24 protein-coding genes are annotated in these 22,555 nt (G+C 34.0%); 14 read left to right on the top strand and 10 right to left on the bottom strand.

What is annotated here, in order from left to right; translation table 11 throughout:
- Positions 1-117: 117 nt before the first annotated feature.
- The gene (locus tag MY533_RS14940) at positions 118-744 is read right to left on the bottom strand and encodes an exosporium glycoprotein BclB-related protein (protein WP_248716587.1); all 627 of its coding nucleotides are present in this window, start codon (positions 742-744) and stop codon (positions 118-120) included.
- Positions 745-1,150: 406 nt separating this feature from the next.
- Here MY533_RS14940 and MY533_RS14935 point away from each other — a divergent pair, with 406 nt between their 5' ends.
- A complete protein-coding gene (locus MY533_RS14935; RefSeq protein WP_248716586.1) occupies positions 1,151-1,882 on the top strand; it encodes an alpha/beta hydrolase in 732 nt (243 codons plus the stop codon).
- Positions 1,883-2,043: 161 nt separating this feature from the next.
- Here the strand turns inward: MY533_RS14935 and MY533_RS14930 are convergent, their stop codons facing one another.
- Both MY533_RS14930 and MY533_RS14925 read right to left on the bottom strand, forming a co-directional pair.
- Entirely contained in the window at positions 2,044-2,568 is a 525-nt protein-coding gene (locus tag MY533_RS14930) for a SpoIIIAH-like family protein (RefSeq protein WP_248716585.1), read from the bottom strand.
- Positions 2,569-2,816: 248 nt separating this feature from the next.
- On the bottom strand, positions 2,817-3,851 hold the full coding sequence (locus MY533_RS14925; protein WP_248716584.1) for a YdcF family protein: 1,035 nt from the start codon (positions 3,849-3,851) through the stop codon (positions 2,817-2,819).
- 139 nt (positions 3,852-3,990) lie between these two features.
- Here MY533_RS14925 and MY533_RS14920 point away from each other — a divergent pair, with 139 nt between their 5' ends.
- A complete protein-coding gene (locus MY533_RS14920) occupies positions 3,991-4,500 on the top strand; it encodes a GNAT family N-acetyltransferase (RefSeq protein ID WP_248716583.1) in 510 nt (169 codons plus the stop codon).
- 187 nt (positions 4,501-4,687) lie between these two features.
- Here MY533_RS14920 and MY533_RS14915 read toward each other — a convergent pair whose 3' ends face one another.
- Positions 4,688-5,113, bottom strand: coding sequence for a GNAT family N-acetyltransferase (locus tag MY533_RS14915; RefSeq protein WP_248716582.1), 426 nt, complete (start codon positions 5,111-5,113; stop codon positions 4,688-4,690).
- Positions 5,114-5,295: 182 nt separating this feature from the next.
- On the bottom strand, positions 5,296-6,165 hold the full coding sequence (locus tag MY533_RS14910) for a cation diffusion facilitator family transporter (RefSeq protein ID WP_371873265.1): 870 nt from the start codon (positions 6,163-6,165) through the stop codon (positions 5,296-5,298).
- A 341-nt stretch (positions 6,166-6,506) separates the two neighbouring features.
- Between MY533_RS14910 and MY533_RS14905 the strand changes: the two genes are divergently transcribed.
- A complete protein-coding gene (locus tag MY533_RS14905) occupies positions 6,507-7,259 on the top strand; it encodes a GNAT family N-acetyltransferase (protein WP_248716581.1) in 753 nt (250 codons plus the stop codon).
- A 9-nt stretch (positions 7,260-7,268) separates the two neighbouring features.
- Here the strand turns inward: MY533_RS14905 and MY533_RS14900 are convergent, their stop codons facing one another.
- Positions 7,269-7,430, bottom strand: a complete 162-nt coding sequence (locus MY533_RS14900; protein WP_248716580.1) for a hypothetical protein — start codon at positions 7,428-7,430, stop codon at positions 7,269-7,271.
- Between the two features lie 208 nt (positions 7,431-7,638).
- Here MY533_RS14900 and MY533_RS14895 point away from each other — a divergent pair, with 208 nt between their 5' ends.
- The 3 genes from MY533_RS14895 to MY533_RS14885 all read left to right on the top strand — a co-directional run bounded on the left by MY533_RS14895 (position 7,639) and on the right by MY533_RS14885 (position 9,819).
- Complete coding sequence (locus tag MY533_RS14895; RefSeq protein ID WP_248716579.1) at positions 7,639-7,794, top strand: cupin domain-containing protein; 156 nt, start codon at positions 7,639-7,641, stop codon at positions 7,792-7,794.
- Between the two features lie 143 nt (positions 7,795-7,937).
- Entirely contained in the window at positions 7,938-8,621 is a 684-nt protein-coding gene (locus MY533_RS14890) for a VOC family protein (protein ID WP_248716578.1), read from the top strand.
- Positions 8,622-8,826: 205 nt separating this feature from the next.
- A complete protein-coding gene (locus tag MY533_RS14885) occupies positions 8,827-9,819 on the top strand; it encodes a zinc-dependent alcohol dehydrogenase family protein (protein WP_248716577.1) in 993 nt (330 codons plus the stop codon).
- A gap of 262 nt (positions 9,820-10,081) precedes the next feature.
- Here the strand turns inward: MY533_RS14885 and MY533_RS22190 are convergent, their stop codons facing one another.
- Both MY533_RS22190 and MY533_RS22185 read right to left on the bottom strand, forming a co-directional pair.
- Positions 10,082-10,468, bottom strand: coding sequence for a pyridoxal-phosphate dependent enzyme (locus MY533_RS22190; protein WP_256469438.1), 387 nt, complete (start codon positions 10,466-10,468; stop codon positions 10,082-10,084).
- Entirely contained in the window at positions 10,452-10,700 is a 249-nt protein-coding gene (locus MY533_RS22185; protein ID WP_371873264.1) for a pyridoxal-phosphate dependent enzyme, read from the bottom strand. The genes MY533_RS22190 and MY533_RS22185 overlap by 17 nt, the downstream gene beginning before the upstream one ends.
- A 442-nt stretch (positions 10,701-11,142) precedes the next feature.
- On the opposite strand from MY533_RS22185, the gene MY533_RS14875 reads away from it, so the two are divergent.
- From MY533_RS14875 to MY533_RS14855, 5 genes are all read left to right on the top strand, one after another.
- Positions 11,143-11,901 (top strand): formate/nitrite transporter family protein, encoded by a 759-nt coding sequence (locus MY533_RS14875; RefSeq protein ID WP_248716576.1) that lies wholly within the window; start codon positions 11,143-11,145, stop codon positions 11,899-11,901.
- A gap of 301 nt (positions 11,902-12,202) precedes the next feature.
- Positions 12,203-12,538: a hypothetical protein gene (locus tag MY533_RS14870; protein WP_248716575.1), complete on the top strand. Its 336-nt coding sequence runs from the start codon at positions 12,203-12,205 to the stop codon at positions 12,536-12,538.
- A 102-nt stretch (positions 12,539-12,640) separates the two neighbouring features.
- Positions 12,641-13,066, top strand: coding sequence for a GatB/YqeY domain-containing protein (locus MY533_RS14865; protein WP_132356853.1), 426 nt, complete (start codon positions 12,641-12,643; stop codon positions 13,064-13,066).
- A gap of 150 nt (positions 13,067-13,216) precedes the next feature.
- Positions 13,217-13,816 (top strand): TetR/AcrR family transcriptional regulator, encoded by a 600-nt coding sequence (locus tag MY533_RS14860; protein WP_248716574.1) that lies wholly within the window; start codon positions 13,217-13,219, stop codon positions 13,814-13,816.
- 57 nt (positions 13,817-13,873) lie between these two features.
- Positions 13,874-14,830, top strand: a complete 957-nt coding sequence (locus MY533_RS14855) for an SDR family NAD(P)-dependent oxidoreductase (RefSeq protein WP_248716573.1) — start codon at positions 13,874-13,876, stop codon at positions 14,828-14,830.
- Positions 14,831-14,912: 82 nt separating this feature from the next.
- Here the strand turns inward: MY533_RS14855 and MY533_RS14850 are convergent, their stop codons facing one another.
- Complete coding sequence (locus MY533_RS14850) at positions 14,913-16,619, bottom strand: methyl-accepting chemotaxis protein (RefSeq protein ID WP_248716572.1); 1,707 nt, start codon at positions 16,617-16,619, stop codon at positions 14,913-14,915.
- Positions 16,588-18,237: a pyridoxal phosphate-dependent decarboxylase family protein gene (locus MY533_RS14845; RefSeq protein ID WP_248716571.1), complete on the bottom strand. Its 1,650-nt coding sequence runs from the start codon at positions 18,235-18,237 to the stop codon at positions 16,588-16,590. Before MY533_RS14845 ends, MY533_RS14850 begins: the two co-directional genes overlap by 32 nt.
- 473 nt (positions 18,238-18,710) lie before the next feature.
- Here MY533_RS14845 and MY533_RS14840 point away from each other — a divergent pair, with 473 nt between their 5' ends.
- The 3 genes from MY533_RS14840 (at position 18,711) to chrA (ending at position 22,266) form a co-directional block, all read left to right on the top strand.
- A complete protein-coding gene (locus MY533_RS14840; RefSeq protein WP_248716570.1) occupies positions 18,711-19,901 on the top strand; it encodes a DHH family phosphoesterase in 1,191 nt (396 codons plus the stop codon).
- Positions 19,902-20,155: 254 nt separating this feature from the next.
- Positions 20,156-21,001: a DUF4179 domain-containing protein gene (locus MY533_RS14835; protein WP_248716569.1), complete on the top strand. Its 846-nt coding sequence runs from the start codon at positions 20,156-20,158 to the stop codon at positions 20,999-21,001.
- Positions 21,002-21,105: 104 nt separating this feature from the next.
- Positions 21,106-22,266, top strand: a complete 1,161-nt coding sequence (chrA, locus tag MY533_RS14830) for a chromate efflux transporter (protein ID WP_248716568.1) — start codon at positions 21,106-21,108, stop codon at positions 22,264-22,266.
- The last annotated feature ends 289 nt before the right edge of the window (positions 22,267-22,555 follow it).

Below are 22,555 nucleotides of genomic sequence, written 5' to 3'. Positions count from 1 at the left end.
TAAAAGAAGCTAAATTTCTTATTTATATTATCTGAAATTGCAGCACCCAAGCTACTAATATAGGAATGGGGATAGCATGTTCAGTTGTAAAACTTCCACTTCATCCAATTAGAAATTTTAAACAATAGTAATTCCTGCACTTGCAGTACCAAGAATAAGGTCAACGGTAGTATCTCCTGGTAACGAAGAAATATAAAATACCATTAATAATTGGTCACCTGGAGCTACTGGTACTGGTGGAATATTAGCGGATGCAAATACTAACAGACCTAAAGGTATAGGTTCTGTAATTGTTGGCGCTAAATCAACGCTAGCACTTGTACCTGTAAAACTATTACTTCCTATAGGGGCACGAAAAATTTGAGCACGGATTGTGACAGATCCTGATTCAACCTGTCCCCCTAATGCAGTATATGAAGCTGAAATAGCAGTAATATTTCCTGCACGTGGGACGGTGAAGGCTTCAGTTAAAAGTCCAGTTAAATTAATTGTATTATTTGCAATAGGTACAAGGTCTATAGCAGTACCAAACCCTATAAGACTAGCAAGATTATTGCCGAGTATATTTTCAACTACAGTTTGTGTATTTCCAGAGGAAAAGGGAATGATTGAACCGCCGTTGTTTTCTTCGCCGTTTTCGATTTCCGAATTTATACAATTAAAATTTTTAGCCACAAACGGTCCAAAGTTATCACATTCTTTTCTCGTTGATAAACAATTACAATTATCTTTATTAATACACATAAATTTTTCTCCTTTCATCGCTATGATATGTCCGAGAAAGTACGGGAGAAGGGCTATTAACTTGATAATAATATTGTTGTAATACATATCTTACGGTAGGTTATACCGAATTAAATGAACATGAAGATGCCCCTGTAGTTGCTACTTTGTTATTTGTAGGGGCATAAGAATGTTGAGCGATTCTGTGGAGAATAAAGCACACAGAGAACGTCCAGTAAAAATACACAGACATATAAAACCCCTTATATGATTTTCATGAGCTACTCCAAACTGTCTTATGCCATTTTGAAATTAGTGATGGTCTTCCACAATATAAAAATAATAGACGGGTATTTTAGATAATTGGCTACTTTGGTAAAGTATCTTTATACTGAGAGTTAGTATTTATGTAGAAAGGTTTGGTTTTGTGATAAAGATACTTCCTGCTAAAGAAATTTACCTGAAAGGTAATAATCACGCTGTATTACTTTTACATGCATTTACAAGCCATACTAGAGATATGAAGAAGGTTGCTATTGAATTTCATAAAAAAGGTTATACATGCTATGTACCACTTTACCGAGGACATGGGTGTGCTCCAGAACAGTTACTACAATATAATGTAAATTATTGGTGGCAAGATGTTGTGAATGCATATCAATTTTTAATTAGCGAGGGATTCCAAAAAATTTCTGTTATAGGTTTGTCTATTGGCGGGATATTTACATTGAAACTTGCACAGATTGAAAAAATAGAGCGAGCAATTGTATTATCAGTACCGATCGATAGGGAGCCAGAACGACTAAAAAAAAGAATTATAAATTACGCATACAATTACAAAAAAGTAGAGGGGAAGTCTTCATTTCAAATTTCTCAAGAAATTGCTATGTTTAATCAAATGCCCTTAGATACATTAATTGTATTTCAACAATTTATTAAGTCTACCATTCAAAATCTTAATAAAATATTAGTTCCAATTGCCATTTTTTATGGTGAACAAGATGATGAATTGTACACACATAGCGCTAATGTTATTTATAATAATGTCAATTCAAATGTAAAAAAGATAAAAGGTTATAAAGAATCCAAGCATTTAATGACATTAGGTAAAGATCAAGAACAACTAGTAAAGGACATTTTGGAATTTTTTAATTGTTAAAGTGTAATCTCTATAAAAAGACCACTTCAAATGATGTCATATCCTAAGCTGTATGTAGAAAATATATGGAAGATTAAAGAGGGGGCTACAACGTCTTAAAATGGTATTTCCTCTAAGGCGCAGTTTTTCGTAAATAAAATGAAGACCCCCTTTTTCCATTTTTAATAATTATTTGCACCGAATTTTACTTGCACATTTGCATCCTCGCATTCTTTTTTTACTAGATAAATAATTTCATTTGCTCGAGATTTTGATAATTTATTGGCCACCACAGTTACGGAAATGTTTGCTCCTTCTATTCGTACTAAAGCATCGGGAAAGCCTAATGATTTGATTTGCATCTCAAGTAGTGCCTCTGTAGATTCTTCCTTAAGGAGAGTATCGATTTCCATAGACGCTGTATTTTGTTCGTCAACAAAATACTCACCTGACGTTATTTTTTGCGTTAACTTTTGGCGAAGTTGATTTCTTTCGTTACTAACTTGTAGACGAGTTTCTTCAAATAAAGGGCTAGATGAAGATACTTCCTTCGAAACAGTCTGTATTGCAGCTTTTTGATCAGCTTCTGCTGTCGAGGTAATAGCCTCTTTTGATTGTTTTGGTGAATCCAACAAAGAAAACATTGAAATAACCGCTACTAGAGTTAATAATGCAAGAAACCAAGACGATTTTTTTTGTAAGTGCATTCATTGTCACTCCCTCAATAAATCTAGTTAAAAACCACTATGCAACTTTTCAATGTCTGTTTTATAAGAAATTTATTTATAAATATGCTAACAGTTAAACGAAAACAACTCGAAGCAGTTTAAATAGTGAAATGAAGTTTGGTCGCATTTAAAATAGGGGTCCGAGGAAAACATCTACTGTCAACGACAAATAAAAGGGTACTAGAAAATTATGATTCAGTACCCTTAATTGATCATTTTTAATTTAACTAGAAGAATAATAAGCCAAATAAAGAAAGGAGTAGAGAAATTCCAAGAATTGTCCCAACAATTTTCATATGTCTTTTTCGCCCCATTACAACAATTGCAACATATTCACGAACCATTGCGTTGGGCCAATAATAAAAAGCTGTTTTTGAGCCGATACCTTGGCTATTCAAGCCAGCTTGTCTAGCGTATAGACCAGAACGGAAAAGGTGGAAATTATTCGTTGTAAAGATGCTGTTGTATTTACCATCTGGTTTTAACGTATCCATAATCCGTTTCGAAAATAACATATTTTGATAGGTGTTTACAGAACGATTTTCTTGCACTGTATGCTCAAGGGGAATGCCTTTTTCAACAGCATATTTTTGCATCGCTTCCGCTTCAGGTAGATTTTCATCGGGACCTTGTCCTCCAGAAAAAATAATGGTTGGTGGTGCGTTAACTGCTGCTTGTTTCTGATAAAAATCAATAGCTTTATTAATTCTACTTGCAAGAAGTGGTGGTACTTTATCGTTAATTAAACCACTGCCTAGCACGATGATAAAATCTTGGTTATACTTTGGTTTATTAAACTGATAGAGAAAATATGCAGATAGAAAGTTGGATAAATGAATCAAGAAATAACAAGCAATAAGCGATATTCCTCCAAAAACAGGCTGAAATATATTAGATAACAAACTAGATGGACTAATAATAGGCATGACAATAAATAATAAAATAATAATAGCTACTATTAATGTTAAGGAATTTGCTAGGCGTCTTCCTTCTCTTTTCATTAAAATTCTTGCATTAAGAAATAGGCCGAACATTAAAGCTACAATTCCAAAAGGTATCAAAAAGAAAAGTGCTATTAAAGGAATAATAACTAAAAGCTTTATAGTATTGTTTTCAGATGCTAAAGAAACAATCGTACAAAATAAAAGAAATGAACAGAAAAAAATATTAAATAAAAAGCCATTTACTATTTTTCTAGGATCTTTCAAGTAAGAATACAAAAAAATAAAAAATAGGATAAGCGGAATAATCCCGAAATACATAAAAAACCTACACCTCGCCTATATAGTATTGATCGTTTTATTTTTAAACTCCTATATATATATATTTTTGTAAATACGGAATGATTCTTCTAAACTAGAATGGGGATCAAGAATTTACATATTTAAGGGGTGAACTAAATTGATAATTATGGAAACAGAAAGGTTAGAATTGCGAGAATTACATGATGATAATATGTCTGTCCTTTACGCCATTTTTTCTGATGCTGAAACAATGAAGTATTATCCGTCTCCATTTAATTTAGAACAAACAAAAAATTGGATTTTAAAAAATAAACAAAGATATCAAGAAGATGGATATGGCTTATGGGCAGTATATTTAAAAGAATCGAATGAATTAATTGGAGATTGTGGCCTCGTTAAACAAATAGTAGATGGAAAAACTGAAGTGGAAGTGGGCTACCATATTCATAAAAAATATTGGTCTAAAGGATACGCAACTGAGGCAGCTAAAAGTTGTGTGGAATATGGATTTTCACAGTTAGGACAAGATAAATTAATAAGTATTATTGATCCTAAAAATGGACCATCAATTCGTGTGGCTGAAAAAAATGGTTTTATGAAGGAAAAGGAGACGTTTATTTTTAATAAAATTCATCATATATATTCCCTACAACGATCAGAAATTTAACTTCCCTTCAGTAAATTTTTTGTAGCGTAAGTGAAATGACAGTTACAAAAATTTTTTTAGAATCGAAAGCGAAGCGACAGCAACACCGACTGAGTGACCTCCTGCTGATGCTGCGCTTTCTGACAAAAACATCTGTTCATTAATTTTCATTCTTCGTTTCAAATAGTTACAAGGAAATTTTGTAAGACTATGATAGATCCTTTTTTAAATAGTAGTGTTTATAATCCCTCCCGACATTGTCCAATGTACCGTAGATTTGATATCCGTGATTTTGATAAAAATCTAATGCTTGAAAACTTAAAGTATCGACCTTTATAAAATCACATTTGTTATTTAAAGCAATTCGTTCGATTTCTACTAACAATTTAGATCCAAGCCCTAATCCGCGAATATCCTCATCGATCATAAGTGTATGTATCTCTAACCAATTCCAACAAACTTCTCCCAAAATGCCACCACGGATTTGATCCTTTTCATCTGTAAGGAACAGGTTGATTTCTTGATATCTGCCTCTTAGATCTTTTGGGAAATGATTCAAATTGTATTCGTAAAGCTTAACATTAATGAAAGATTTTTTACGTTCATTTTTCTCTTGAGAAATGTTGTATTGCATTCATTTTTTCCTCCTCTGTTATAATGGGAAATTTCGTTACCAAACCAGATGATGGGTATTTTCATTAATAATGCTTCAGTAAAAAGTTTTGCTTCCCCAAAGCATCGTCCTTTTGAAAAAAGTTACATGCATTTAGCGATAAAACAAATAACCAGGTACTTTGAAAAACCTGGTTATTGGCATCATTCATTTATTTTTTCATTCTCCGGTTCTAGGTGAATCAGAATATTGGCTTGATGAAAATGGGTATTAATCTTTTCTTCAATACGATCACATAAATTATGAACGGTTTCAATGCTTTCATTTGATGCTACGACTAAATGGAAATCGATGTATTCTTCCGCCCCTGAACGTCTAGTTCGAAAATCGTGATACTCAATGTATTCATCTTTAAATGATTCAATAATTTGAATAATTTGCTCTTCCTCTTCCATCGATAATCGTGCATCCATTAAAGGAGGAAATGTTTCTTTCATCAGTTTGAAAGCTTCCATCATAATATAACTTGCTAATAATATTCCGATGATTGGATCTAAAATATACCAACCAGTTAAATGGACAATCAATAAACTCAATGCAACACCTAATGATGTATAGACATCTGTAAGTAGATGCAGTGCATTTGATTTCATGGCAACAGAGTTAGTATTCTTTGCAGTTCTATAAACAATTCTTGATACAAAAAAATTAATCAAGGCGCCAAATAACATGACTAGTATTCCTAAAACTGGGAGTTTTATTGGTGTGGGAGCGATAATTTTATGAATACACTCGTAAATAATCCAAATGCCAGCAACAAAAATTAAAAGTGTTTCAATTGTTCCAGAAATATTTTCAACCTTTCCGTGTCCGTAGGGGTGTTCTTTATCGGCTGGTTTACTGGAAATCCGTACGGAGAGAAAGGCAATAAAAGAGGCGAGTAAGTCTAGAAGTGAATGGATTGCCTCCGATACAATTGCAACTGATCCTGTGAACAATCCAACAATAATTTTTAATATGACAACAGTTGAATTACTTAAAACTGATAAAAATGCAATTTTTGATGAATTCACCAGAAATCACCTCCTGATAATATGATACCAAGTAAACTTTGAGTGGGTCTATAGCAACGTTTTTTCCTATCTCCGATTAAATAACTAGTGTGAAAAAAAGTTGTGTAAAGGAAAGATAAAACCATCTTTTTTAATGCAGTTACGTATGTTAAAGCGATAGAAGAATAATGACTATATTATGTGTAGATACGATAAGGTTTACTTAAAAAAATAAAGTGATAAATTTATTTAAATTGTTCGCTTTTTTGTCGTGAACTCCAGATTATAGACTATCCATTTTCTACCTTCGATATACTAAAATAGTAGTATCAAATTAGATTAGTAAAGAGGCGAAAAGTAAAGTGGATTATATTCAAATTACTAGAAATAATATTGAACAGGAACATATATGTTGCGCACTCGGTTCAAAGCAATACGAAGAAGCGGTAAAGGAAAAGAAAGAATGGTTGATGAACCGTATGGATGAGGGGCTAGTTTTTTATCGTTTAAACGCCCGGGCAAAAGTGTTTATTGAATATTTACCGGCAAATCAAGCTTGGGTTCCTATCGATGCACCGAATTATATGTATATCAATTGCCTATGGGTTTCAGGGAAATTCAAAAATCAAAAGCATGCTAGACAATTGATTGAAAAGTGTAAGGAAGATGCATTAGCGCAAGGTATGGATGGCATCGTCCATATAGTAGGAGAGAAAAAGCTTCCATTTCTAAGTGATAAGCGTTTTTTTGAATATTTGGGATTTGAAATGGTAGATCAAGCAGCACCTTATTTTCAGCTAGCTGTCTATAAATTTAACGATTATGCCGACGATCCTTCCTTTAAACCGCGGGTGAAAAATGCTTTATCGAATAACAGTGGTATTGTGATCTACTTCACTGCCCAATGCCCTTTTGCAGTTGGCGTTATAGATGATTTAAAAAAAATGGCTGAGAAAAGGGGCATTCCTTTTCATGCATATCAACTAAGGACGAAAGATGAAGCACAGAATGCACCTATCATATGGACAACCTTTGGATTATTTTACAATGGTCATTTTATAACACATGAAATACTGAGTGCCAACAAGTTCGAAAAATTTTTAAATACTTTATGAAAAGGGGATTTATCTCCTTTTCATGAACATTAAAATTAGAGCAAATAAACAAATACCTACAATAGAACCTACAGTAAACGACCAGGAAAAATAATCGAAAAAGATATATGCAATGAATAATGCCAGCACATAGCCGAGAGCAGTGCCCAGCAATTGTTTTTTGATATGCAACGATTCCACTCCCTACTGCGTCATAGTAAAAATACTTATTTTATATTTTATAGAAATATTAGGAAAATATCCATAATAATCAAAATAAAAGGAAGGTGAAATCAGTTTTGAAAATTAGACAACAAGTTGCAGAGCATTACAGACGGGGAGAACAATGTGATGGTTGGCATTTAGTGAAAAATAATATCTCAGTATTATTCATGAGCGTATGTTTGCTAAAACAGTAGAGGTAAATCATGATCACCATCATGCACAACAATTTTTCGTTGTACTATCTGGAACAGCAACAATGGATATCGACGGAGAGCGAATGGTGTTACAAAAGAATGAAGGAATTGCAGTGCCGCCCCTTAAACCGCCCTAGATGCCGTAGTGATTCGATTTCACAACCAAATAGCGAGGGGATCGTCTCCAACTATAAAGTAATTTTCATTCTTTTGCATGAGGAAGATATTTATTTTAATAAGTATAGTAAATGTTAATAATTGCAAAGGAGATGTTTTACGAATGAAGATTACAAAGGTGATACTATATGTGTATGATATACATAAAATGAAGGAATTTTACTGCAATCATTTAGGATTTTCATTAATACAGAATAAGGATAATTTTTTTGATATAGCTGTTGGTGAAAGTGTTATTACTTTTGAAAAAATACCGTATTTGGTAAAAAAACAATATCATTTTGCGCTAAATATTCCATGTAATTTATTTAAACAAGCGAAAAGCTGGGTAAAAGAATATGCAGAATTATTATTGTCAGAGGGGCAGGATGAAGTATATTTTGATACATTAAAAGCTTATTCTTGTTATTTTTATGATCCGGAAGGAAATATTATTGAGCTTATTTCAAGGCAGGAAGTAAATCCAAAACAGGATGCAGAGAATTTTTCACCCGAGCATGTACTAAATATTGCCGAAATGAATTTAACGACGGATGCTATTTATTTAGTAGCTGATCGTTTAAAAGAATACGGTATAACGCCAATGAATCATAACGAGATTCGCTCAAATGCTCTCACATTTATGGGGAATTATGAGGATGGAGCAAATTTACTGTTAGGACCAAGTGAACGTGTTTGGTATTTTTCTAATAAAAAAGCAATTGTTAGTCCTATTAAGATAGAAATTAATAAAAACTTGCAAATATGTATGACCGAAGACGGTGATTTTACCATTTCACAGCTTTAAAACACCATCAGACCATTAAATCTCCTTATAATTGTCATTGAATAAAAAAGTATTTTTTTCGAAAGTGACGCAATGGAATGGGAGAAAAATCGCTCAGAAAGCCCGATGCAGAAGACAATGATCAGGATAAGGAAAATCTCTGGAAGGTTTCATTTTGGAGTAGTTGCAAAAAATGCTATTAATCAATTATAAAGGAGTTAATTTTTTGAAAGCTAAAAGCATTAAATTATATGAATTTGGAAGCCCTCGGGAAGTTCTAAAGTTTGAAAATAAAACGATTCACCCCCCTCAAGAACAAGAAATTCTTGTTCGAATGCTGGCGCGACCTATTAACCCTTCAGATTTAATACCAATATGGGGGAGTTATGCTCATCGAATTTCTTTACCAACTATTCCTGGCTATGAAGGGGTTGGTATTGTAGAGGATGTAGGTCCGTATGTTTCTCAGGATCTTATTGGAAAGCGTGTATTACCTTTACGAGGAGAAGGAACTTGGCAGGAGATTGTAAAAACAAGTGCAGAATTTGCAGTGCTTATTCCAAATTCAATAGATGATTTTACTGCAGCCCAAATGTATATCAATCCAATGACAGCTTGGGTAACATGCACGGATATATTACAATTACAGCCAAATGATGTTTTATTAGTGAATGCCTGTGGGTCCGCAATTGGGCACATATTTGCTCAGCTAGCAAAATTGTTAGGTTTTCAACTAATCGCGGTAACGAGAAATAATAGACATACGGACGATTTAATTCAGCTTGGCGCTTCCTATGTAATAGATACTTCAGTAGCACCGCTCTATGAGAAGGTAATGGAACTAACAAATGGCAATGGGGCTAATGCCGCAATTGATTCTATTGGGGGAACAGCAGGTAACGATCTTGCCTGCTGTCTGAAAGCTGGAGGGAATTTTTTAGCGATTGGTCTTTTATCAGGTGTACAAGTGAATTGGCAAAGAATCGTTAAAGAGGCATATGTAAAGGCAAATATGTTTCATTTACGTCATTGGAACAAGCAAGTTTCGATAGAAAGATGGCAAAGTACATTTCATCACTTAATCAATCTAGTTAATAGTGGTAAGTTAAAAATGATGGCAGTGGATTCTCATTATGATTTATTAGACATTAAAAATGCGATAACTGCCGTTGAATCGTCTAAAAAAACTAAAGGAAAGATTTTTTTAACAAGTTATTGAAATGAACGAAGGGTAAGTTAATTTACCCTTCGTTTTTTATAAATGTCTAAACTACTTTGTATTCCGATGCGCTTGTTTTTAAAATAAATCAAGTAGACCACAATCCATTTCCATTTGTTCTCTGGACGTTTTGCAAGGGCTGTAGCGGTAAATAGAGCGGCCCCTAAATGAAGTACCTACTAATATACGATCTGACTTCACAACAGCACGTGCCGCCTCATAAGCTTTTCAGTTTCCACCCCGAGTACTTCATCAATTATTTCTAAATGAACATTCGATAGCGCGCGAGCCTCGTCAGCATCGGAGAAGCGGTGGTGATTTCAATGATATCTGGATTATCCACTGCTGCAATGGAATTAACAGCAGGCCCTATACCAATAATCTGAATAGCTTTATTTTTAGATTTTAAATATGCATCAGCTCCACTTATCGTACCACCTGTGCCAATTGCTGCTACAAAAATATCAATTTGTCCGTCTGTATCCTCCCAGACTTCAGGATTAGTTGTTAACTTATGAATATTTGGGTTGGCATCATTATCAAGCTGATTTAAAAATACAACATTTTCTTCTTGTTCAACGACTGTTTGTCGAAATACATTAATCGTTTCAACAAAGTCACCATCTGTTTCCTCAAAGGCAGTTACCATTTCTGGAACATCTGAAAATGGTACAACCTCTGTTCAGTTTAACTACCTTTGTTCGCTCTTCAGTTACACTATCCTGCATGTGAATTCGAAGCTTATAGCCTTTTGCAGCTGCATTTGCTGCTAGAGCAATACCTGTATTGCAACTAGTTGTTTTAATTATTGTTTTATCCTTTGTCAACACGCCACGAGCTTCAGCATCCTCAATCATCGCTTTAGCAACATGGTACTTCACACTATTAGCAGGATTAAAATACTCTAGCTTTACAATAATTTCGGCTTCTAGCTGTTGCTCTTTTTTGCTGGGATCATATCAATATAAATCCAAATCAACGATAAAATCACTAATAGAAGTATTAAATAATTTGAAAAAAATATTAATCAAAAATTATTCTTGGTTTAGTACTGCGAGAAATACGAATTATTCTTGACTATCTATGCGAAAGCGAGTAACTCGAAATACAAATTGATGTCTTCATAGAAAGTAATAGTGCATGATTATATGTATATTTGGAGGAATTTACTTTAAATTTGCTAATTAACGATATTTTGGAATAATAATTTGTTAAAATGTAAGCCTTGTATAAAAGTTGGTTAGAGTGGAAACCGATGACTACTTAAGACCAGCGTAAAAATGAGTTATTAAATTAGCTTGATGTTGTTTGGGAGATGAAAGTATGAAAGAGACAATTTCTTCAGTTTGTATTACAGCTGAAACAAAAATTAACATGATGAAGCAAAAGCCTGCTAATTATTTATTGTTAGCTATTTTCGGCGGACTTTTTATTGGATTTGGCATTTTGCTCATCACTACTATAGGGGGCTTATTAAGTCCAGCTGGGGTACCAAGTATGAAGATCGTACAAGGGTTATCATTTGGTGTGGCACTTAGTATGGTCATGATGGCTGGAGCCAATTTATTTACCGGTGATAATCTAGTTTTAACGGTTAGTACACTATCAAAAAAATCATCACCATTAGAGATGTTGGGCATTTGGACATTTAGTTACATAGGAAACTTTTTTGGTTCTTTGTTAGCAGCCGCATTATTTTTTTACTCGGGGCTAGCAGGCGGAGACATAGCAGCTTACATTGAAAAACTAGCTACAGCTAAGATGAGTGGTAGCTTCGTTGAACTTTTATGTCGAGGTATTTTATGTAATTTACTAGTATGCTTGGCCGTATGGTGCACTTATAAATTAAAAACAGAGACTGGGAAATTAGTGATGATTTTCTGCTGTATTTTCCCATTTGTTACAATTGGATTTGAGCATTGTATAGCAAATATGACATTGTTTTCTCTTGCGCTCCTCATACCTCATGGTGAACTAGTATCGTTTAGTGGAGCCATTTCGAATTTATTACCTGTTACAATAGGTAATATTATTGGTGGAGCTGTTATTGGTTTTGTTTATTGGGTAAATGGCAGAGATTAATAAATCACTAGATATTGCTAATGCAGTTAGTTTCATTGGAGTAAAATACTGGTGCCATGGTAATTTGAGAAGTGATTGTAAGGATCTGTTTATAATAGGAATATAAAGTGATACGATTATATCAAGTGAAATTAACGGATGAAAAATTAACAAATTCCATCTCTTAATACTTTGACTTTAAGATAAATCGTAGATAGAATGAAGGTAGAGTTGCTTATGTAACTCTACCTATTTTTATTGTGATTAATGCGTGAAATTAATAGATAATGTAATAAATATAAAAGAGAGGAGGAACTCAAAAATGGAACAAGAAGTCAACCAACATACGATTCTTCAAGCAATTTTAGAGCTTTCAAAGCAAATGCAAGACATGAAATCGGATCTTCAACAACAAATCGAAGCAGTTGAGAAGAGATTAGAAGAAAAAATCGAAGCAGTTGAGAAGAGATTAGTAGGAAAAATTGATGTAGGTGAGAAACGACTGGAAGAAAAAAACGAAACGTTGGAAAAAAGATTAGACAAAGTTGAACAAAATTTAAGTCGAAAAATTGATCTTGTAGATGCAAAATTTGATATTATATCATCGGATGTAATAACGACAAAAGCTGAAGTATCTATGCTTAAACAAGTAAAATAGTATTAAATATGCCCCGGCATAATTTCGTGACACACGCTACTGTATCCCTAAAGGTTACGGTATTTTTTTATGGTATAATGATGTCACAAAGGAGTGAAAACATTGTTAAAAACGGAAGTATTTGAACAATTAAAACAGGCAATGAGAGAAAAGAATGTATTAGCAAAAGGCGTACTATCGCTTTTGAAGTCTGCTCTAGATTTAGCTGAAAAAGAAAAGGGGGAGGCTTTATCGTCTGAAGAGGAAATGGCTATTATAAATCGTGAAGTGAAACAAACAAATCAGGCTTTAGAGGGTGCTCAAAATGCAGGGCGAGCCGACTTAATTGAAAAAGAGGAAGCAAAATTAGCACTTTTAAAATCATTTTTACCGAAGCAATTAACAGAAGAAGAAATTGCAGAAAAACTTGTGGCAGCAGGCATTGCGAAAGGAATGAACATGGGGGAAGCAATGAAAATTGCAAAACCTTTGTTAACTGGTCAGGCAGAAGGCGCTGTTATTTCAAAAGTTGTGAAAAGTTTAATTTAAAGTTGTTAGAAACAATCTCCTACTCTCAAGTGGTAAGAGATTGTTTTTTAGCTCCTGAAATTATTTTTGTTCCATGTTCGTGTCATATTGAAAAAAAATGAAAACAACTATATACTATTTATTAACCACCGGTCAATAAGGGGGATAATTATGTCGCCACGTAAGCCGTCAACAAAAGATTTGACGAAAGAAATGATTATAAATGAGGCTCATAAGCAATTTATCACCAAGGACTTTCACCAAGTATCAATGCGTAGTATTGCGAAAGAGCTTGGTTGTAGTCATGGGGCTATTTACTATCATTTTAAAAATAAAGCAGAAATATTTTATGCAATAGTAAGTGACTATTTTTCTGAACTAAATAATACTTTAGATGAAAATATGAACGGTCCTGAAGATCATAACATTAAATTACTGAATGTTTTTGTAGGTTATATGGCGTTTGGTTTAAATAATCAAAGTCAGTATGAATTAATGTTTATAATGAGGGATAGTGAAATTGATGGGCTTTCGCAAGAGGCAGCGAATCTTAGTTATGAAAAATTTGCACAAGCTGTACAGTGCTTATCAAGGAAAGAACTGCTGATTTCAGATATACATTCTACATTTATTGCTCTTCATGGATTTGTTACACATTATCGTCATTATGTAAAAAATTATGAGGAAGCGAAAGAAGCGGTGGATATACATGCAAAATTTCTTATTAAGGCTTTAACACATATTGAAAGTAGCTCTAGTAAAAAAATCTAGAGCTTCATTTAATAGTTATTTTGACCACTGGTTAATTAATAGGGGAGGTAATTTAATTTGCAAACAGCATTGGTTATTGGGGCATCTGGTGGTATGGGATATGCACTAGTAAATGAACTAGTAAGTCGAAATATACAGGTGAAGGCATTTGCTAGAAATAAAGAAAAGTTAGTTGCACTTTTTCAGCATCACAAAAATGTAGAAATCATTTCGGGTGATGTATTTAATGAACAGGATTTGATGAAAGCTTCAAATGGTGTAGATATTATTTTTCATGCTATTAGCTTTCCGTATCAAGATTGGGAAAAACTCCATATACGATGCGTAGACATGGTGATTAACATAGCAGAAAGGAGAGGAGCGAAAATTGCACTAGTAGATAATATTTATGCCTATGGAAGACAATCAACAAACCCTGTAATAGAGCAAGCTAAAAAGGAACCACAAACGAAAAAAGGGAAAATTCGTTTAATGATGGAAAATAAATTAAAAAACAGTAATATACCCTCGTTAATTGTTCATTTCCCGGATTTATACGGACCAAATGCAGAGAATACAATGCTCTATGAAACGGTAAAAAATATAGCACAAGGTAAAAAAGCTAATTTTGTAGGAAATATGCAGGTGGAAAGGGAATTCCTTTATACAGTTGATGGCGCAAAGGCTATGGTTGAGCTTGCTTTACGTGACGACACATATAATCAGAATTGGAACGTGCCAGCCGTTCATCCAATTACAGGGGAAGAACTAGTAAAAATTTTACGTGAAATTACAGGTTACAAAAAAGGCGTTCGTACAATTTCTAAAGGCATGATCCAATTTATTGGAGCATTTAACCCTAATATGAGGGAAGTGGTCGAAATGTTGTATTTAACCGAAGAACCAGTCATTTTAAGTGGGAAAAAATACGAAAAGGAAATAGGCCCTTTACCACGTACCTCATATCGAGAAGGGCTAGAACAAACGATTGCCTGGATGAACAAGAGGACATTAAAATTAGAGAAGAACTTTTAAGCGTTAATGAAAAAATCCGCATAATCTTCTAAAGGCAAAACTTCCTTTAGAAAATATAGCGGATTTTTGATATTCGTTATTGTTATAATTTGAATTTTTGTATGATATTACGAAGTTCCTGTGCCATCTCAGCTAAATTATTTGAAGACGCCGTAATCTCCTCAATACTAGCTGACTGCTCCTCGGAAGCGGCAGCTACATTTTGAATGTTTCCTGATGCTTGAACAGCGATTACACCAACTTCTTCTACAGAAACGGCAATGTTGCTAACCCCGTCATTAATATTGGAAATGATATTATTGACAGCATCCATTTCTTGAGTAAGAGAAGTAATATGCGAATATATTTCTTTAAAGGCTTCACCTGATTCATTAAACGTAATGGAGCTTTCTTCAAGGTTACTGTTACTAATTGCCATAGATTTTACAGCTTGTACAGACTCTTCCTTAATCGTTTCAATACGTGTTCGAATACTGTTGGTTGCCGCTAATGATTGGTCAGCAAGTTTTCGTACTTCTTCAGCTACAACCGCGAAGCCTTTACCATGCTCACCAGCACGTGCTGCTTCAATAGAAGCATTTAGAGCGAGTAAATTTGTTTGATCTGTAATCTCATTAATTAAGGTTACAATGTCGCCAATCTCATTTGAGTATGTGCTTAAACGTTCCACAACTTTTGAAGCCTCTTGAATAGCATTAGATGTGACAACCATCTTGTCTGTAGCACTTTGAATCGTTGTATTGCCTTTTTCTGAAATTGAAGAGGCACTAAATGCTTTAGTAGTGGCATCATTCACGCTCGATACAACTTCTGACATCTTTGTAGAGATTGTCGTAATATGACTTTCTACTTCTTCAATAGCGGAAGTTTGTTTATCTGATCCTGCAGCTACTTCTTGCATTGAAGATGTAATTTGTTGAATTGAGGCACTTGTTTGCTCAGAACCTGCCGATAATTCTTCAGACATAGCAGCTACTTGCTCAGCATTTTCGGCAATTTGTTGAATAAGTGAGCGTAAGTCTTCTGTCATATTTTCAATGCCTTCAGAAAGCTGGGCAATTTCATTAGAACCCTTTATTTGAAGAGGTTCAACGGCTAAGTCTCCTTGTGCCACCTTACCAACATAGTTAGTCATATTTTTAATTGGCTTTATAATGCCTTTACTAATGAAATAAGCCACAATAAAACCGAATATCAAAAACATCACGGTCATAATGATACAAGTCCAAAGAGTTTTCGTTTGAAGTTTAGAAATGAAGGAAGCGTCCATATCTAAACCAAAAAGAATATCCGTATCTTTAAATGGTATAAAAATGGATTTATGAATACCGTATTCATCTTTATAAATATCACTAGATTGAACGGTTCCAGTATTTAGCGCTTCATTCATGTCCTTAGTAAAAACATAGCTCTCTTGATAATCATCTTTCTTACTTAATGCCACAATATGTTCTTTGCCATTTGCACGTGAAAGAATGTAAGCATTTTGAATATCGTACTCGTTCATTGTTTCATTTAACTTATTTAATATTCCTTCATATTTATCTTTTTCGCCGTTATCTGCAGCTTTGACATCTTCTTTATCTATATCATCAAAAATTGTTTGAGATATTACCTCTAATGATGACTCAAATTGTGTAATAACAAAATTATCGATAATCTGATAAGACGAAATAAATAATACGATACTAAATATTACCGAAATAATAGCAATTGGAATAGTAAAACTAGCAATATATTTATAGAGTAAAGAGCTTTTAAATTTTTTGACTATACTCAACTTTAACATCCTCCAATACTTTCACTTTTTGTTGTAAAAAATGAATCATATCACTAATATGTTCTGTCTCTGTATAAGGAGAGATTGAAAAGAATTTTGCGGCAGCGACTGGAATTTGTTGTTTTGTATCGCTAGTATTGACAGTGCAAACTCGTGTAGTATCACCGAAAAATACTTCGTCGCGACCTTCTCCTATAATTTCAAATAAAGAAGCGTTAAGGCCATTAATATATTCAATCTGATCTTGTGTATAGCTACCTGATTGTTCAGCTTTCCAATTAAAGCCTTCAGGATACAAACGAAATGCTGTAACTGGTCCAATATTAGACTCATTGACTACTTGTAACATTGGCGTTTTCTCAGCTAACTGCGTACGGAATGCTAAATTTACACGCACATAATTTGCTAATATTTGTTGGTAACCTTCTTTACCAAACGCCTGTAATGCAGCGTAAATAGCAATTGAACTACCCATACGAGAGCATTCTAATGTATAACCTGTATGATAAGAACCATAGCCTCGGTTACCAACATAAGGTGTGTCGAAGTCCTCGATATCTAATAGTTGTAAATGCTTTCCTTCTTTTATTAGGAATAAGCTTGTTAAATAAGGCGTTTGACCAAGCTTTTGGAAGTCGAAGCAAAGACTATCTGCAATAGGTAGATATTGCATACGTTCTTTAATTTGTTCCAGTGCTTGTAAAACATTAGTCTCTAACTGAAGTGGATTTGCCTTAAAATCATAATCGTTGAAAAATGCGTAAAAACCACCTAAAGCTGAATCAGCGTGAATATGTATAGGTTTTAATGAATGTTTTTGTTCAAGGTCAGTTGTAACTTTTTTGATTGCTTGTACATCATCAATGGCAAACTGATCTGTAGCGCCTGTTGTAGCAACTACGTACACTGGAATACCACCATTTTCGATCACTTCAGTCATACGCATACGTAAATCTTCAATATCCATTGAATGGTCTTTGCCAGCTTTAATACGAATTAAATGTTTGCTACCGATGCCTACTGCTTCAATTGATTTTAATAAGCTGTAATGTGCATTTTCTGAAGCAAAGCAATATAAATTATTTGGTACGCCATCTTCTTTTGCGTTAGGGAATTGTTTAGCAATGGCAAGACGTAGCCCACTGAAAACAGCCCCTTGTCCACCCCAAGTTGTGTAACCAAAGCTTTGAGTATAGTCGTAGCCAACTAATTTCGACATCATTGCTACTACCTTTACCTCACATTCTGCGGCAGCAGGTCCGTATACATCCCATAGATTGTTACCGTTAAGCAGCGCATTTGTAAATTGTCCTAATATACCAGGAATGCTAGCCATCGGTAAAACATTTGTTACAAAGTTACGTGTATGGTAAGGATGTCCTTGCATCAATTGCGTTAAATCATTCACAACCTGATCAAGTCCGACACCTGAAGTTGGTACTTGATTTTCTTGCATTAACTCTTTATAGAAATTGTCAGAGCGCTCTTTCATTGGTCCAAGAGTTGTTGTTTTTGGGTTTTTTAACTCATCTAATGATGTAACAATTTTCTCTAATAGGGACAAAAAATTCTCTCTTTGTTCGATATTACCATCTTCGCTTTGGAATAATTGTTGGATTTTTTTCATGGTCATCATCCTTTTTAGTTCGTTTTTCCTCTATTTTTTAGTTAACAAAAATAGGTCGTTTTACTAAAATAATAATAACATATTATAACAAAAAATGAATTTATATTTTATAGGATAATTATTTTCAGTCATTTCCAAATAATCTGATTTAATGTGGGGTGAAATATTTGGAAAAATATTATAATAGATTATGTTCGTAAATGTTGAATTAAAAAGGTTTTTATGACTTTTTTAATAAATAGTTATAAAGCTAGTGCTATAAGGCGGCAAAAATCATTTACAATAAATACTATTTTAAAAATAATATTGATTTATTTAAGAGTGGTGAATGTTTTAATGCTTTATGACTATTAAGGGTAATAAATATCTATTAATCTATTTTTAGTTTTTCATGGGTGCATATCATCATAAACATGTCTTACAATACCGATAATTTTTTCACTGATAAACCATACTAATATTGAGGTGAAAAAATGTATAAATTGCTATCGCATAATGATTTAGATGGAGTAGGTTGCGGGATTTTAGCCAAGCTTGCCTTTCAAAATCAAGTAAAGGTTAAGTACAATTCAATTTCTGCGTTGGACCGCGAAATTGAGTATTTTTTAGACAATAACGATCAAGATACATTTTTATTTATTACTGATTTATCTCCAAACGAGGAAAATGAAAGGAGGTTAAACGACTATTATATCGCAACGGGCAAAGTTCAATTGCTTGATCATCATAAAACGGCTTTTCATTTAAATGATTATGAATGGGGTAAAGTATCGATAGAAGATGAAAAGGGCAATTTAACATCCGCAACGTCTTTATTTTATCAGTATCTTGTTATACATGGATTTTTAGAACAAAGGAACTCCATCACAGAATTTGTAGAGTTAGTGAGACAGTACGATACGTGGGAATGGGAAAAGAATGATAATCAGCAGGCACGTCGACTCAATGCACTCTTTTTTTTAGTATCCATCGAAGAATTTGAAGAAAAAATGCTTGAACGTTTACAGACTAGCGAACATTTTGACTTCGATGAATTTGAAAAGAAAATTTTAACAATGGAAGAGGAGAAGATAGAACGGTACATCCGTCGAAAAAAAAGGGAGTTAGTGCAAACATCAATAGGAGACTATTTTACAGGTGTGGTTTATGCAGAATCGTATCATTCAGAGCTTGGTAATGAATTAGGAAAAGAAAATGTACACCTCGATTTTATAGCTATATTAAATATGGGTGGCAAAAGAATTTCATTTCGTACGATTCATGACCACATAGATGTTTCGGCAATTGCAGCAGAATTCGGAGGGGGAGGGCATCAAAAAGCAGCGGGTTGCTCTTTAACAGATGAAGCTTATGAGCAGTACGTGGCACAAATATTTCATATAGCACCGATACCAGAGGATGCGAAACGAAATCGCTATAATTTAAGGTTCTCTTCTTTTGGGACAATGTATAAAAACCTTAAGGAAGAATTTTTCCTCCTATATTCAATAAGTGATTTTGATTGGGTAATTGAAAAAAATAAACTTCCATTGGATCAAATCTTTACAAGTTTTTATGAAGCAGAATGGTTTTTAAAAAGAAATTATCAAGCATGGTTAGTGAAAGATGAGTTATTTGTAGATTATTTAATGGAAGAAGTCAAAAAGGTTCGTCATCAAGAGTAGGATAAAGGATTTACGCACAGTTTTGTGTGTAAATCTTTTTTTACTCCTAGGAAGTTGGATGTCGATAAAAGGGAGATAAATCGTAAAATTCAAAAGTTGCGCGATAATTCCTCAATGTGTTCGGATAAAACTAAAATTATACATAGTGAAATCAGCCAAACCTTGACATCGTTAGAGGTTATATAATGTCCAAATGAAAACTACAATAAATAAAAAGCATTTGTAAAGACATACTTTCTTAAAATGAGGTGTACATGGTGTCCAATGATATGCTTCTTGTCGAGAATGAGCCTAAGGAAAATCGAGGGCGGAAAATATGGTTTATTGTTGTATTGCTTTTATTGGTAGCTACTTGTGTTATTGTTTATTATTTTTTGTTTAAGAAAGATTTAAATTTTGAAGCTTACAAAACAGTGATCGATAAAACTGCTGAAAATGGTCTCGGACGTTTAACGCTAAATGAAATAATAATTGATGATAATCAAATACTACTGAATGCTACCTTTAAGCCAGTAAAAGGCTTAAATTTCGACTACCAGACCTTTTTCTTTCCACAGGTTTTGGTGAATGGAAAAGAGTTCACTGTTAGAAATGGAGGACAGACTATCCAGCAATCTGATAAAACCTATACAATCTATAGTAGTGTGAAATTAAGTGAACTACCAGATGATAAAATATTAAACTTAGATATTCGTTATAACGACTGGAACGGCGAAAAAAAGATTGACGCGCCGTGGGAATTTCAAGTGGAAGCTTCACAAGAGCAATTACAAGAAGATAGAAAGGTCTTCCCTGTTGAGAAAAAAGTAAAGCTTTTAGATGGTCAGGAAATAACAATAGAGGAGGTTGTTTCTACACCAATATCAACAACGATATACTTTCATTCAGAGAAAAGCTTACTAAATGAAGCGTTGCATTTTAAAATCCAATCAGCAGCAGGGGAATCTTGGCCATTTAACGTAGCATATCCTTTGAATGAAGAGTATACAAAGTGGGGTGTTCGCCTCGATGCATTATATTTAACGGGAAAGAGCTATGAGCTTATTCCGGTAGCTGCAAATGGAAGTGAGCTTGGCTCTGCCATCAAGATTGGAGATTAAGAACAAACATAACGCCCATATTAAAACTTTACAATATCTTAAACCAAACGGTTGATTACCTCTAGTACTATAAATATAGACGACATGGAAAGTAGTTGAAAATAGTGCGAAGGTTATGGGAGATTTTTTTAGTTTCGCTTACATTAGGTTGTACATCTTTTGGTGGCCCCACTGCACATTTAGGGTATTTTCAAAATGAATATGTTCAGAAGCGTAAATGGTTATCTGATCATGACTACAGTCAGCTTGTTGCACTCAGTCAATTTTTACCTGGGCCAGCATCGAGCCAGGTAGGGATGGGGATTGGCTTATTAAGAGGCGGTTTATTTGGAAGTATAGTGTCATTTGTTGGTTTTACATTGCCGTCAGTTTTGCTACTTATGGCATTTGCGTATTTCTCTGTACATACAGAGATGGATATCGGGTGGATTCATGGTTTAAAATTGGTGGCCGTTACGATTGTTGCACAAGCTATTTTTGATATGTCAAAAAAATTAATCCTTAGTATTCGTCATCTTATAATCGCTTTGTTGGCACTGATGGCAGTGCTTTTGTGGGTCCATCCACTTGCTCAAGTGATGACTATTATTGTGGCTTCTTTTCTCGGCTATCAATTTTTAAAGAAAATCAATCATAAAGAGAACCCAGAAGAAACGGTTGTCCCTATTTCAAAAACGACAGGTAAATGTTTTTTAGCATTGTTTATTATACTTCTTGTTGGTTTACCAATTGTTAGCCCACTCATTCAATATGAATGGTTTACAATCCTTGAAAAGTTTTATCTATCAGGTGCATTAGTGTTTGGTGGAGGTCATGTCGTATTGCCTTTACTAGAGGCACAGTTTGTCCAAAGTGGGTTAATAAGTTCTTCAGATTTTTTAGCAGGATACGGATTGACACAGGCAGTCCCAGGTCCATTATTTACCTTTGCTTCCTACATAGGCATGGTCATTGCTGGAGTACCTGGGGCTATTATCGCTACGATAGCTATTTTTTTCCCGGCATTTTTGTTAATAATAGGGGCAATGCCTTTTTGGTTAGCTCTTAATCGTTTTGCCGGATTAAGAGGGGCTATGGCTGGTGCAAACGCAGCAGTTGTTGGAATACTAGCTGCAGCTTTTATTCATCCGATTGTGACACAGACAATTCAAAATGCTCTAGACATAGTACTTGCAGCCGCTTTATTATGGTGCTTGATGCGTTGGAAAGTTCAACCTTATTTGCTCGTACTAATTGGCATTTTCGTAGGAATTGTATGTTATTAAGGATATAAAAAAACAAAACCATTTATTGCATTGGTTTTGTTTTTTTTGTGTGAAATGAATGAAAGCTTTTTCGAATCGCTAGTTTCTTCATATAATGTTGTAGAGATTGGCGAGAAATTTAATGGTTAGCAGCGGCTGAAATATTGCCGTTACAAGCTTTAGAATTTTGCGGAAAATAGTGTGCTTGAGGAGTCCTTCAAGCATACTATTTTTTTGCGTTTCTTTACGATATTCTCTAATTGCTGTTCATACAGAAAGTGTCTCAAGTTCAAATGTTGTATATTGTAAA

This window comes from Lysinibacillus sp. Ag94 (assembly GCF_023242215.1).
In the GTDB taxonomy this organism is placed as follows: Bacteria; Bacillota; Bacilli; order Bacillales_A; family Planococcaceae; genus Lysinibacillus.
This window is presented reverse-complemented; position numbering and strand designations above follow the sequence as displayed.

Excerpts from the sequence above, each read along its gene's own strand:
- MY533_RS14930 (WP_248716585.1), bottom strand. The coding sequence starts at position 2,568 with ATGCACTTACAAAAAAAATCGTCTTGGTTTCTTGCATTATTAACTCTA.
- MY533_RS14890 (WP_248716578.1), top strand. The coding sequence starts at position 7,938 with ATGAAGATTACAAAGGTGATACTATATGTGTATGATATACATAAAATG.
- MY533_RS14870 (WP_248716575.1), top strand. The coding sequence starts at position 12,203 with ATGGAACAAGAAGTCAACCAACATACGATTCTTCAAGCAATTTTAGAG.
- MY533_RS14940 (WP_248716587.1), bottom strand. The coding sequence starts at position 744 with ATGTGTATTAATAAAGATAATTGTAATTGTTTATCAACGAGAAAAGAA.
- MY533_RS14875 (WP_248716576.1), top strand. The coding sequence starts at position 11,143 with ATGAAAGAGACAATTTCTTCAGTTTGTATTACAGCTGAAACAAAAATT.
- MY533_RS14835 (WP_248716569.1), top strand. The coding sequence starts at position 20,156 with ATGGTGTCCAATGATATGCTTCTTGTCGAGAATGAGCCTAAGGAAAAT.
- MY533_RS14845 (WP_248716571.1), bottom strand. The coding sequence starts at position 18,237 with ATGAAAAAAATCCAACAATTATTCCAAAGCGAAGATGGTAATATCGAA.
- MY533_RS14840 (WP_248716570.1), top strand. The coding sequence starts at position 18,711 with ATGTATAAATTGCTATCGCATAATGATTTAGATGGAGTAGGTTGCGGG.
- MY533_RS14850 (WP_248716572.1), bottom strand. The coding sequence starts at position 16,619 with ATGTTAAAGTTGAGTATAGTCAAAAAATTTAAAAGCTCTTTACTCTAT.
- MY533_RS14895 (WP_248716579.1), top strand. The coding sequence starts at position 7,639 with ATGTTTGCTAAAACAGTAGAGGTAAATCATGATCACCATCATGCACAA.
- MY533_RS14925 (WP_248716584.1), bottom strand. The coding sequence starts at position 3,851 with ATGTATTTCGGGATTATTCCGCTTATCCTATTTTTTATTTTTTTGTAT.
- MY533_RS22190 (WP_256469438.1), bottom strand. The coding sequence starts at position 10,468 with ATGGTAACTGCCTTTGAGGAAACAGATGGTGACTTTGTTGAAACGATT.
- MY533_RS14860 (WP_248716574.1), top strand. The coding sequence starts at position 13,217 with ATGTCGCCACGTAAGCCGTCAACAAAAGATTTGACGAAAGAAATGATT.
- MY533_RS14915 (WP_248716582.1), bottom strand. The coding sequence starts at position 5,113 with ATGCAATACAACATTTCTCAAGAGAAAAATGAACGTAAAAAATCTTTC.